Below are 11,712 nucleotides of genomic sequence, written 5' to 3' on the forward strand. Positions count from 1 at the left end.
CAGAGCTTACGGTGCCTTGGGTGCCGGAACGAAGCCGAATTCCTTCCACACCGCCATGCCATCCGGCGATTTCATGTAGTCGAGGAAGGCCACCGCCGCCGGACTCTTGGATGATGCCACCAGAGCCGCCGGATAGGTGATCGCCGGATAGCTGTCGGGTGGGAAGGCCGCGGCGACCTCCACCCCCGGATCGATGGCGGCGTCGGTGCGATAGACGATGCCCAGCGGCACCTCGCCGCGGCTGACCAGCACCAGCGCGGCGCGCACGCTGTCGGCCCGCGCCAGCTTCGGTTCGACCGCCGTCCATTGCCCCAGCGTCTCCAACGCCGCCTTGGCGTACTTCCCGACCGGAACGTTCGACGGGTCACCGGTGGCGAGCCGCCCGTCGCCCAGTTGGTCCGCCAGCTTGCCGCCCTTGGACAGGTCCGGCTTCAGGGTCGAGCCCTTCGGCACCACCGCAACCAGCTCGTTTCCCAGCAAGTTCACCCGGCTGTCGGTCTTGATGAGATCGCGCTTCTGCAGATAGTCCATCCAGTCGAGATCGGCCGAGATGAAGATATCGGCCGGTGCGCCATTCTCGATTTGCTTGGCCAGCGCCGACGATGCGGCGAAGGACGATGTCACGCTATTGCCGGTCTTCGCCTTGAACTGCGCCGCCAGCTTTTCGACCGCGTTCTTGGTCGAGGCTGCCGCCAGGACCAGCGCGTCCTGCGCCATCGCCGCCGGGGCGGCCACCGTCAGTCCGATGCCCAGCACGACGGCCGAAACCGCCGCCGCGAATCCGCGGCGCCCAAACGTCCCATTCATTCCGACCATCGCCACCTCCTGCCGAATGCGTCGCTCCACCTATATTCCAACGGATACAACGCTTCGCGGTTGCGGTAAAGCGTAAACGGTGCAATCCGCACCATGGAGGCATGGCGGCCATCCACATCATGTCATGACTTGCGTCGCGGCCCCGTGATAGGAAGTGCGGCTGATCGGACCAGTTCCATAACCGCTCCCCGCTCCCCCTCCCGCACCAGGAAAGCCCCATGCGCGCCGTGAAGATTTCCCCCTCGATTCTCTCCGCCGATTTCGCCCGGCTGGGCGAGGAGGTCCGCGCGGTCGACGCCGCCGGCGCCGACTACATCCATATCGACGTGATGGACGGCCATTTCGTGCCGAACCTCACCATCGGGCCGGGCGTGGTGAAGGCGCTGCGTCCGCACACCGCCAAGGTCTTCGACGTCCACCTGATGATCTCGCCGGTGGATCTGTTCATTCCGGACTTCGCCAAGGCCGGCGCCGACATCATCACCGTCCATCCGGAGGCCGGCCCGCACCTGCACCGCACCATCCAGCTGATCAAGTCGCTGGGCAAGAAGGCCGGCGTATCGCTGAACCCGGCCACCCCGGTCGACGCCATCCAGCATGTGCTGGAGGACATCGACCTCGTGCTGGTGATGACCGTGAACCCCGGCTTCGGCGGCCAGAGCTTCATCAAGAGCCAGCTTCCGAAGATCCGCGACCTGCGTGCCCGCATCGACGCGCTCGGCAAGCAGATCGACCTGGAGGTGGACGGCGGCATCAACCCTGAGACCGCCCGTCTGGCGATCGAGGCCGGCGCTGACGTGCTTGTGGCCGGCACCGCCACCTTCACCGGCGGTCCGGACCAGTATGCCGCCAACATCCGCGCACTGCGCTGAACGAACAGTTCGAATAAACGCCAACGGCCCCGCAATGCTCCCCCCGATGGGAGGAGCGTTGCGGGGCCGCTTCGATTCAGGCCGGAATGGTTACAGACCGGCCGCAGCTCTCGTCAGCGGGTCGGCGGCGTATAGGGCGCGCCGCCATTCATGCCGCGCGTGCTCATGTTGCCTTCCGTCTGCGATCCGGTGCCGGAATAGCTCGGAGCGGCATAGCTGGGAGCCGTATAGCTCGAACCGGAATTGCTGTAGCCGTAGGTCCCGGCGCTCGACCCGGAATAGGTGACGGGCGGGGTCATGCTCTCCGCCCGCTGCCGTTCGGCCAGCTGGCGTTCGCCGATGCTCTCGCCCAGCACGACGACCTTGCCGCCCTGCGCGGTGTCGGTCAACGGCAGGCCGCGGGCCGGCGCGCTCAGCGGCGGCACGCCGGTCGTCGAGCCCATCGTGTAGCTGGAGCCGGCCTGCGGCGTCGTCGCGGAACCAGCCACCTGGGCCATCGCGCCGGTCGACAGCAGAACGGCACCCACAGCGGTGAAAATGAAGGTCTTGTTCATAACGCATCTCCTAACAGTCGTCCGTGGCGGCACCGCAGTGCAGCGTCGGAAACGTGATGCGAAGAACATGGCCGGCACCGGAAAGGTTCCCGGTCGGTTTTCGGATACCCGAAGGCGAGGCACCCTAAAAGATCACGCATCGGCGAGAACCAAATGCGTCTCTGCCCGTTATTGGGCATGGGAAGACGGTCCCGCAACGGAAGGGAAAACACCATGGGCATTCTCTGGACGATCATCATCGGCTTTCTCGCCGGCATCGTCGCCAAGTTCCTGATGCCGGGTCGCGATCCGGGCGGCTTCATCATCACCACCCTGCTGGGCATCGCCGGCGCTTTCGTCGCGACGTATCTGGGTGCCGCCGTCGGCTGGTACCGGCCGGGCGAGGGAGCGGGCTTCATCGGCGCCATCGTCGGCGCGATCATCATCCTGGCCATCTACCGCATGATCGCCGGCCGCCGGACGACGGTCTAAGCGGCGGCAGCGGAACACGCCGGCTTGCCTGAAAGCCGGACAAGACATAGCCGGACAAGATAAGGGGACCACCGGACGGCCGGCGGTCCCTTTTTCATTCCGGAGCGGATCAAACCAGCGCCACCGGCTGCGGCATGAAGATGGCGCGGGAGATGGCGGCCTGGATTCCGGCATTGGTGAAGGGCTTGCGGACGATCTGCCCCAGATGGCGGGCATCGCCGGCCTGGATGTCGTCGTCGAAGGCGGTGACGAAGATGGTGCGCAGTTCACGCACGCGCTTCAGCCGCCGCGCGATCTCGATCCCGCTGCCGCCATCGGCCAGCCGGACGTCCAGCAGGGCCAGCGTCGGCTTTTCCGCCTTCATCAGGGCGAGCGCCTCCGGCTCGTTGCCGGCGGTGCCGCAGACGACATGCCCCATCTCGGCGACCAGCGCCCCCAGTTCCATCGCCAGGATGGCGTTGTCCTCCACCACCATCACCCGCTGGATCATGGCGCCGCGCACCCACGCACGGGCGGTCTTCAACCTCTCGATCGCCTCACCCGGCCGCAGTTGCAGCACCTTCGCCGCCTGCGGCAGGCTCAGCCCTTCCAGCGCGGTCAGCAGATACAGACGGCGGTCGACCTCCGGCAGTTCGGTAAGGGCGCGTTCGATGGGGTGGGGCGAGGGAAGCGGCCGGCCGGCCGGGCCGAAATCCTCCGACCGGTCGAACAGCAGGTTCAGCAGCGCATACATCGGCAGCAACGCTCCGTCGCCGCCACGATCCAGACCGAAGCGCGAGGGCGCCATCATCGCTGCCTCGACACAGCGGGTCACCAGCGCGTCGCCACGGTCGGTCGTGCCGGTCAGCGCCCGCGCATAGCGGCGCAGCACCGGAACCACCTCGAACAATTCGCATTCGTAAACGAGCATACCGGTGACTCCGCTCCCCGACGGGAGTTGCCGCACTGGAATCGCGCCTCTCGCACCGTTCACCGGAGAAACGCGCCGACCCTGTCGAATCGTGTCGGGCCATGAACCAGCTTTTGACATCGTCCTTCGTCGTCGACGAATCCTATCATGGGCAGCGTGGCGGTCGAATGGGAAATGGGGGTGCCGGCCGACAACCGGCGATCAGGCCCCAACAATCAGGGCCGACCGAATCCGATTGGTCGAAGGGCTGGTTCATCTCACTTGGCGTTCTCGCGAAGCTGCCGACTGCGCCATTGCCAGGGCTTTTCCACCTGCCCGGCCCACAGCCCCATGCGCTTGCTCTGGGCATAGGCCTCGCCCTTCTGATAGGCCGGCGACAGGCTGGCATATTGAAAGGCCCAGCCGCGCGACACCATCGCCGCCCCCAGATCGACGCCGCGCACACGGCATTCGCCCTTCTTCTCGCCGGTGCGGTCCTGTTCGGTGACGGTGCAGGTCACCTCCTCTCCCTTCACCATATTGGCGAGCACGGCGGTGGCGACCTTGAAGCAGTCCAACTCGTGGCCGTAGCGGTTCTTGCATTTCTGCCCCGGATCCGGCGCATCGATTCCCATCAGCCGGACGGCCGTGCCGTTGATGGTCAGCAGGTCGCCCTCCACCGCCGTGGCGGTGCCCTTGATGGTCTGGTTCGGTGTGTTGGCGATGGGGCCGCGCCCCTTGGCCGCCTGTCCCTTGGCCGTTTGATTGGTCTGCGCCGCCGCCGGTCCCGCCAGGGCGAGCAATGCCGCCAGCAGCATCGCCCTCAGCATCGCGTCAGAACAGGCTCGGCTGGTCATCGCCGGCCTTGTCCTTCGCCTTGGCCGGAGCGATTTCCTGCGGTGGATCCAGGCAGGAGCAGTCGTCGTTGCGCACGCTGTTCACCTTCGGCCCGACCGGCACCACATCCAGCCACTCTTCCGGCGCGGAGCGGATCAGCCCCTCCAGCACCGGCAGCGGGGTCGCCGGATCCAGCCATGCATCCCAGTCGGCGGGGTCGAGCACCACCGGCATGCGGTCATGCAGGAAGGACAGCGTCGCGTTGGTCGCCGTCGTCACCACCGTCGCGGTTTCCAGAGGCGGATCGAGCGGCGGCGCCCCCTTCGGCCCGCGCCAGCGCTCCCACAAACCGGCCAGCGCGAAAAGGCCGCGGTCGCGGCGTCGGATGACGTGGCCCTGCTTGCGCGGCTTCGCCCCCTCCCCCACGCTGGTCCATTCATAGAATCCGTCCAGCGGGACCAGGCAGCGGCGCTTGCGGAAGGCATCGCGGAAGGCCGGCTTGTCGGCCACCGATTCGCCGCGCGCGTTGATCATCCGTCCGCCGATGACGGGATCGTCGGCCCAGGGCGGCACCAGCCCCCAGCGGACCATCGCCAGATGGCGTCCGTCCTCCTCGCGGCGGATGACGGGGATGTCCTGCGTCGGGGCGATATTCCACCGCGGCATCAGGTTTGGCCGTTCGGGCACGCCGAACAGGCGCTGGACCTCGCTGACCGGGGTGGTGAGAAGCATGCGTCCACACATGCGGTAAAATATGGCCCTTGCAGGTCCATTCCGCCAGCCGTTTGCCCCGGTTCTTGAGGGTTCAGCCGACAATCCTTGCAGCGGACAACCGTCACCCATGTCGCCCGTCGGGGTTTCCCTGACGCTTAAGCCGGCCTATCTTCGCGGGGCACAACAATCGCATCGAACCGGAAGGCGGGAGTTCACCCATGAAGTTCGGCATCGGACAGGCGGTTCCGCGCACCGAAGACGCCCGGCTGCTGACCGGCGGCGGCCGCTACACCGACGACGTGTCTCTCCCCGGACAGGCCTATGCGGCCTTCGTCCGCTCGCCCCATGCCTTCGCCGCCATCGGCGCCATCGACACCTCGGACGCGCTGGCCCAGCCCGGCGTTCTGGCGGTCTACACCATCGCCGATCTCGATGCCGAGAATGTCGGCATGATCCCCTGTCAGGCGGTGCTGAAGCAGCGCGACGGGTCGAACTATGTCCGCACCCCGCGCCCGGCGCTGGTCCGCGGCTTCGCCCGCCATGTCGGCGATCCGGTCGCCATGGTGGTCGCCGAAACGCTGGAGGCCGCGCGCGAGGCCGCCGAACTGGTGATGGTCGACTACGAGGACCGCGAGCCCGTCACCGGCACGCTGGCGGCGCTGGAACCCGGCCGCCCGCTGGTGTGGGACGAGGCGCCGAACAACCTCTGCTTCGACTGGGACACCGGCGACGAGGCGGCGGTGGAGGCGGCACTGGCCGGCGCCCACCGCGTGGTGGAGCTGGAGCTGGTCAACAACCGCGTCGTCGCCAACCCGATGGAAGGCCGCGCCTGCGTCGCCGGTGTCGAATCGGGTGCTGACGGCGGCCCCGGCCGGCTGCTGATCTACGTCACCAGCCAGGGCGTCCACGGCCTGCAGAAGCAGTTCGCCAAGATCCTGAACGAACCCGAGCAGCGCATCCGCGTGCTGACCACCGACGTCGGCGGCGGCTTCGGCATGAAGCTGTTCAACTACCCGGAATATGTCGCCTGCCTGTTCGCCGCCCGCCGCCTGAACCGCGCGGTCAAATGGGCCGCCGACCGGATCGAGGGCTTCATCAGCGACGACCATGGCCGCGACCATGTCAGCAAGGCACGCCTCGCGCTCGACGCCGACGGCCATTTCCTCGGCCTGCGGGTCGATACCGTCGCCAATCTCGGCGCCTATCTGTCCAACTACGGTCCCTTCATCCCGACCGATGCCGGATCGGCGATGCTGGTCGGCTCTTATAAGACTCCGGCCGTCTATGTGCGGGTGAAGGGCGTCTTCACCAACACCCAGCCGGTGGACGCCTATCGCGGCGCCGGCCGTCCGGAGGCGGCCTATCTGCTGGAACGGCTGATCGACCATGCCGGCCGCGTCACCGGCCTCGGCCCGGCGGAAATCCGGCGGCGCAACTTCATCCCGCCGACCGCCATGCCCTATGCCACGCCGATGGGGCAGGTCTATGACACCGGCGAGTTCGTCCAGAATCTGGAAGACGGCCTGATTCTCGCCGACATGGCCGGCCTGCCTGCCCGCAAGGCGGAGGCGAAGGCCCGCGGCAAGCTGCGCGGCGCCGGCCTGTCCACCTACATCGAAGCCTGCTCGGGCGGCGGGCCGGAGCAGGCGACCGTCCAGGTCAACGGCGACGGCAAGGTTGTGCTGATGATCGGCACCCAGAACAACGGCCAGGGCCACGAAACCGCCTACAAGCAGATCCTCGCCGACCGGCTTGGCGTTCCGCCGGAGGATGTCGAGGTGGTGCAGGGCGACACCGACCGCGTCAGCTGGGGCGCCGGCACCGGCGGCTCGCGTTCCGTGCCCGTCGGCGGCTCGGCGCTGGCGGAGGGTGCGGCCAAGGTGGTGAAGACCGCGACCACGGTCGCCGCCGACCTGCTGGAAACCGCCGAGGTCGACGTGGAGTTCGCCGACGGCCGCTTCACCATCGTCGGCACCGACCGCTCGGTGTCGCTGAAGGAGGTGGCGACCAAGGCGGCGGCGGGCGGCAGCGGCGGCATCGCCTTCTCCGAGATGGCGCGCTGGACCCCGCCGGCCAGCACCTTCCCCAACGGCTGCCACATCGCGGAGGTGGAGATCGACCCGGCGACCGGCATCGTCGAGGTGCTGCGCTACAGCGTCGTCGACGATTTCGGCACGGTCATCAACCCGATGCTGGTGATCGGCCAGATCCATGGCGGCGTGGCGCAGGGGCTGGGTCAGGCCCTGCAGGAGCGGGTGGTGTTCGACCCCGACAGCGGGCAGCTGCTGTCCGGCTCCTTCATGGACTACCAGATGCCGCGCGCGGTCGACATGCCGCCGATCGAGGTGAAGCTGAACAGCGTGCCCAGCACCACCAACATGCTGGGCATGAAGGGCGCCGGCGAGGCTGGGGCCATCGGCGCACCGCCGGCCATCATCAACGCGGTGGTGGATGCCTTGTCCGACCTCGGCATCACCCACATCGACATGCCGGCGACGCCGGAATCGGTGTGGGCGGCAATCCGCCACGCTGAAACCGGCATGGCGGCGGAATAGGGGAAAGTCCTAGTCGGAAGGTGTGGCACTTGCCACACCTCCGTCTGATGAAATCCATGGCATTGTTCCTTACCTAAAAGTGCAATTCTTGATCCGACAGGGGTAGGGCGATGGCGTTTGGCGACGGTGGGTGCGGCGGTCAATGTGCGGACCGCCTCGATCTGGATTTCACGATGGCTTTCCAGCCCATCGTCGATGTCGCCAACGGCGGTGTCTGGGCGCATGAGGCGCTGGTGCGCGGCGCCCAGGGCCAGGGCGCCGGCTGGGTGCTGGGCCAGGTGACCGACGCCACCCGCTACGCTTTCGACCAGTCCTGCCGCATCAAGGCGATCGAGCTGGCCTCCTCCCTGCCGATGAACGGCGCCCGCCTGTCCATCAACTTCCTGCCCAACGCCGTCTACAAGGCGGAGGCCTGCATCAAGGCGACGCTGGCCGCCGCCCGCCGCACCGGCTTCCCCACCGACCGCATCATCTTCGAGGTGACGGAGAACGAGCGGGTGGTGGACCACGACCACCTGAAGAGCATCTTCAGCGAATACAAGCGCCAGGGCTTCCTGACCGCCATCGACGATTTCGGCTCCGGCTATTCCGGTCTGAACCTGCTGGCCGAATTCCAGCCGGACATCATCAAGCTGGACATGGAGCTGACCCGCAACATCGACACGGAGCGCGCCCGACGCAGCATCGTCAAGGCCATCCTGGCGGTGTGCGAGGATCTCGCCATCACCCCCATCGCCGAGGGCATCGAGACGGTCGGCGAGGCCAAGACCCTGCGCGACCTGGGCGTCACCCTGATGCAGGGCTACCTGTTCGCCAAGCCGGCCTTCCAATCCGTGGTGACCGACCCGGAAATGGCGATCCTGGCTGCTTAAGCCCGGACCGGAGCGGTCATGTAGCTCATCCCGCCGCCATAGCTCGCCAGCTTGGCCGCCAGCGCCGGTCCGCCATCCGCATAGGGTGTGAAGCCGACACGATCCCAATAGCTCCGCGCGCGCGGCGTTGAGGTCAGCGCCAGCCACCGCCAGCCTTCCCGCGCCGCCAGCCCATGGGCATAGCCCAGCACCGCCGCCCCCAGCCCGGTGCCACGCGCCTCCGGCAGGAGGGCGATGTCGTGCAGGTACAAGCAGTCCGCATCCGCCGACAGCCCCCCCAGCGGCGTGTCGAGCGGCAGCGGCACCCCCAGCCTGCCCGGATGCATGACGCCATAGCCGATGGCCTCGCCGCGGCATTCGGCCACACGGCAGCCGGCGGGGTAGAGCGCCAGCCTCTCCTCGAACACGCCGCGTTCTTCCGGATAGTCCGGATGTACGATGTCCGCGATGGCCAGGATCCGGTCCAGATCGGCGGCAGTCATAGCACGCCATAGGGCCGATGCGCCGTGGCCCTCAGTCCGCCCGATGTCCGACAATTCCCCGGCCGTCATCCGCCTTCTCCGTTCCACACCCGTTCAAGAGCTTCCGGCCCGCCTTCGGGCAGGATATGCTGACTCTTCATACCATAGGGAGATTACCCCATGCCCGATGCCGCTGTGGCGAGCCTGCTGCCGACGGTCCGCACCATCGCCCACGAGGCCGGTCAGGTCATCCTGCGCTTCTACAACGACGGCATCGACGTCGCCACCAAGGTCGACGGCAGCCCGGTCACGCAGGCCGACCAGGCGGCGGAGGCGGTGATCGTCCCGGCGCTGCACCACCTGCTGCCGGGCGTGCCCGTCGTCGCGGAAGAGGCGATGTCAGCGGGCCACAAGCCCGACATCTCCGGCGGCCGGTTCTGGCTGGTCGATCCGCTCGACGGCACCAAGGAATTCATCTCCCGCAACGGCGAGTTCACGGTGAACATCGCCCTGATCGAGAACGGCGTCCCGGTCCTGGGCGTCGTCTATGCTCCCGCCACCGGCGACATGTACGCCGCGGCCGGCCCCGGCACCGCCGTCCATTGCGCGGAGGGCCGCCACGACCACCCCATCGCCGTCCGCAACCCGCCGGCCGACGGGCTGACCGTCGTCGCCAGCCGCTCCCACGGCAATGGGTCGGTGCTGGACGACTTCCTTGGCAAGTACACGGTCAAGGACCGGGTGTCCTGCGGCAGCTCACTGAAATTCTGCACGGTGGCGAGCGGCAAGGCCGACCTCTACCCCCGCTTCGGACCGACCAGCGAGTGGGACACCGCCGCCGGCCATGCCGTGCTGATCGGCGCCGGCGGCCGGGTGGAGCAGCCGGACGGCTCGCCGCTGGTCTATGGCAAGGACGACATCCTCAACCCGCACTTCGTCGCCTACGGCTGGAAATGACCTCTTCCGTTTCGTGCCTGGGTGAGGCGGCGACCGCGGTGCTGACCACCGCGGCGCCGCTGGAAAAAGTGCGCCTGACCCGCCTTCATGCCGCCGCATGGCGCGACGGCCTGCTGTCCCCCGACGTGCCGGCCCCGCCACCCGATCGCCCCGCCCGTCCCGACCGGCCGGAGCTGAAGCTGCCGCGCGACATGCCCAAGCGCGGGCGCGGCGGCAGCGCCCAGAACCGCATCGCCCTGCTGCATGCGCTGGCCCATATCGAGCTGAACGCCATCGACCTAGCCTGGGACATCGTCGCCCGATTCGCGCCCCTCGGCCTGCCGAAGGGCTTCACCGACGATTGGGTCCAGGTGGCCGACGACGAGGCCCGGCATTTTCAGATGCTGGAGACCCGGCTGAGCGAACTCGGCTCCTCCTACGGCGACCTGCCCGCCCATGACGGGCTATGGCAGGCGGCGACGGAGACCGCCCACGACCTCGCCGCCCGGCTGGCGGTGGTGCCGATGGTGCTGGAGGCGCGCGGCCTGGACGTCACCCCCGAGACCGTGCGCCGCCTGCGCGACTTCGGCGATGCCGAGAGCGCCGACCTGCTCCAGACCATCCATGACGAGGAAATCAGCCACGTCGCCGCCGGCCGACGCTGGTTCGTCCATCTCTGCGCCGAGCGCGGGGAGGAACCAGTCGCCCTATGGCAGGATCTGGTCGGCCGCCATTTCCGCGGCGGTCTGAAGCGCCCCTTCAACACCACCAGCCGCCAGTTGGCCGGCTTCGGCCCGGAATATTACGAGCCGATCACTCCCGAAATTGACCGCAGGCCGGAAACCCGGTAAGGCCCTGGACATCATGGCCGTATACACCGAAGTCACCGACGAGGATCTCAGCACCTTCGCCGCCCAGTACGATCTGGGCGCAGTGCTGTCGTGCAAGGGCATCGCGGAGGGGGTGGAGAATTCCAACTTCCTGCTGGTGACCGAACGCGGACCCTACATCCTGACGCTCTATGAGAAGCGCACGCGGAAGGAGGATCTGCCCTTCTTCCTCGGCCTGATGGAGCATCTGGCGGAAAAGGGCATCGCCTGTCCGCTGCCGGTGGCGGGTCGCGACGGCGTGGCCCTGCGCGAGCTGTGCGGCCGCCCGGCGGTGATCGTCACTTTCCTGGCCGGCATGTGGCCGCGCCGGATCATGCCGCAGCACTGCGCCCAGTTGGGTGAGGCTTTGGCCCGCCTGCATCTGGCGGTCGGCGACTTCCGCATGGAACGGCCGAACGCGCTGGCCCTGCCCGGCTGGAAGGATCTGTTCGCCAAGTCGGCGCCCCGTGCCGACGAGGTTGCCCCCGGCCTGCGTGCGACACTGGAATCGGAACTGGCGGCGCTGGAGGCCAACTGGCCGGTCGGGCTGCCGGCCGGTGTCATCCATGCCGACCTGTTCCCGGACAACGTCTTCTTCCGCGGCGACAGCCTGTCCGGCCTGATCGATTTCTATTTCGCCTGCAACGACTTCTTCGTCTACGATGTGGCGATCTGCATCAACGCCTGGTGTTTCGAGATCGACGGATCGTTCAACGCCACCAAAGCGCGGCTGCTGCTGTCCAACTACCGCAAGGTCCGGCCGCTGTCCCGCGCGGAGCTGGACGCCCTGCCCTGGCTGTGCCGAGGCAGCGCGGTGCGCTTCCTGCTGACCCGCCTCTACGACTGGCTGAACCACCCGCCGGGCG

Annotated in this window: 13 protein-coding genes; 7 read left to right on the forward strand and 6 right to left on the reverse strand. The window is 67.7% G+C overall.

Going from position 1 to position 11,712, the window contains the following annotated elements:
• Window positions 1-6 precede the first annotated feature (6 nt).
• Window positions 7-816: a molybdate ABC transporter substrate-binding protein gene (gene modA / locus TSO5_RS07660; RefSeq protein ID WP_109151040.1), complete on the reverse strand. Its 810-nt coding sequence runs from the start codon at window positions 814-816 to the stop codon at window positions 7-9.
• Window positions 817-1,034: 218 nt separating this feature from the next.
• Here modA and rpe point away from each other — a divergent pair, with 218 nt between their 5' ends.
• Window positions 1,035-1,688: a ribulose-phosphate 3-epimerase gene (gene rpe / locus TSO5_RS07665; protein ID WP_109151041.1), complete on the forward strand. Its 654-nt coding sequence runs from the start codon at window positions 1,035-1,037 to the stop codon at window positions 1,686-1,688.
• 113 nt (window positions 1,689-1,801) lie between these two features.
• Here the strand turns inward: rpe and TSO5_RS07670 are convergent, their stop codons facing one another.
• Window positions 1,802-2,242, reverse strand: coding sequence for a hypothetical protein (locus TSO5_RS07670; protein WP_109151042.1), 441 nt, complete (start codon window positions 2,240-2,242; stop codon window positions 1,802-1,804).
• A 213-nt stretch (window positions 2,243-2,455) separates the two neighbouring features.
• On the opposite strand from TSO5_RS07670, the gene TSO5_RS07675 reads away from it, so the two are divergent.
• The gene (locus TSO5_RS07675; RefSeq protein ID WP_085089454.1) at window positions 2,456-2,713 is read left to right on the forward strand and encodes a GlsB/YeaQ/YmgE family stress response membrane protein; all 258 of its coding nucleotides are present in this window, start codon (window positions 2,456-2,458) and stop codon (window positions 2,711-2,713) included.
• 109 nt (window positions 2,714-2,822) lie between these two features.
• Here TSO5_RS07675 and TSO5_RS07680 read toward each other — a convergent pair whose 3' ends face one another.
• The 3 genes from TSO5_RS07680 to TSO5_RS07690 all read right to left on the reverse strand — a co-directional run bounded on the left by TSO5_RS07680 (window position 2,823) and on the right by TSO5_RS07690 (window position 5,171).
• A complete protein-coding gene (locus TSO5_RS07680; protein WP_109151043.1) occupies window positions 2,823-3,623 on the reverse strand; it encodes a response regulator in 801 nt (266 codons plus the stop codon).
• A 257-nt stretch (window positions 3,624-3,880) separates the two neighbouring features.
• Entirely contained in the window at window positions 3,881-4,459 is a 579-nt protein-coding gene (locus TSO5_RS07685; RefSeq protein ID WP_109151044.1) for a thermonuclease family protein, read from the reverse strand.
• Window positions 4,437-5,171, reverse strand: a complete 735-nt coding sequence (locus tag TSO5_RS07690; protein WP_109151045.1) for an SOS response-associated peptidase — start codon at window positions 5,169-5,171, stop codon at window positions 4,437-4,439. Before TSO5_RS07690 ends, TSO5_RS07685 begins: the two co-directional genes overlap by 23 nt.
• Window positions 5,172-5,371: 200 nt before the next feature.
• Between TSO5_RS07690 and TSO5_RS07695 the strand changes: the two genes are divergently transcribed.
• Both TSO5_RS07695 and TSO5_RS07700 read left to right on the forward strand, forming a co-directional pair.
• Window positions 5,372-7,708, forward strand: a complete 2,337-nt coding sequence (locus tag TSO5_RS07695) for a xanthine dehydrogenase family protein molybdopterin-binding subunit (RefSeq protein ID WP_109151046.1) — start codon at window positions 5,372-5,374, stop codon at window positions 7,706-7,708.
• 173 nt (window positions 7,709-7,881) lie between these two features.
• On the forward strand, window positions 7,882-8,580 hold the full coding sequence (locus TSO5_RS07700; RefSeq protein ID WP_247870634.1) for an EAL domain-containing protein: 699 nt from the start codon (window positions 7,882-7,884) through the stop codon (window positions 8,578-8,580).
• Here the strand turns inward: TSO5_RS07700 and TSO5_RS07705 are convergent.
• Entirely contained in the window at window positions 8,577-9,131 is a 555-nt protein-coding gene (locus TSO5_RS07705) for a GNAT family N-acetyltransferase (protein ID WP_109151048.1), read from the reverse strand. The two genes, TSO5_RS07700 and TSO5_RS07705, sit on opposite strands and share 4 nt — an antisense overlap.
• Before the next feature lie 90 nt (window positions 9,132-9,221).
• Between TSO5_RS07705 and cysQ the strand changes: the two genes are divergently transcribed.
• The 3 genes from cysQ to TSO5_RS07720 form a co-directional block, all read left to right on the forward strand.
• Complete coding sequence (gene cysQ, locus TSO5_RS07710) at window positions 9,222-9,998, forward strand: 3'(2'),5'-bisphosphate nucleotidase CysQ (protein WP_109151049.1); 777 nt, start codon at window positions 9,222-9,224, stop codon at window positions 9,996-9,998.
• A complete protein-coding gene (locus tag TSO5_RS07715) occupies window positions 9,995-10,828 on the forward strand; it encodes a ferritin-like domain-containing protein (protein WP_109151050.1) in 834 nt (277 codons plus the stop codon). Before cysQ ends, TSO5_RS07715 begins: the two co-directional genes overlap by 4 nt.
• Window positions 10,829-10,841: 13 nt before the next feature.
• Window positions 10,842-11,712, forward strand: an 871-nt coding sequence (locus TSO5_RS07720; RefSeq protein WP_109151051.1) for a homoserine kinase, incomplete at its 3' end; no start/stop codon positions are given.

This window comes from Azospirillum sp. TSO5 (genome assembly GCF_003116065.1).
Taxonomy (GTDB): domain Bacteria; phylum Pseudomonadota; class Alphaproteobacteria; order Azospirillales; family Azospirillaceae; genus Azospirillum.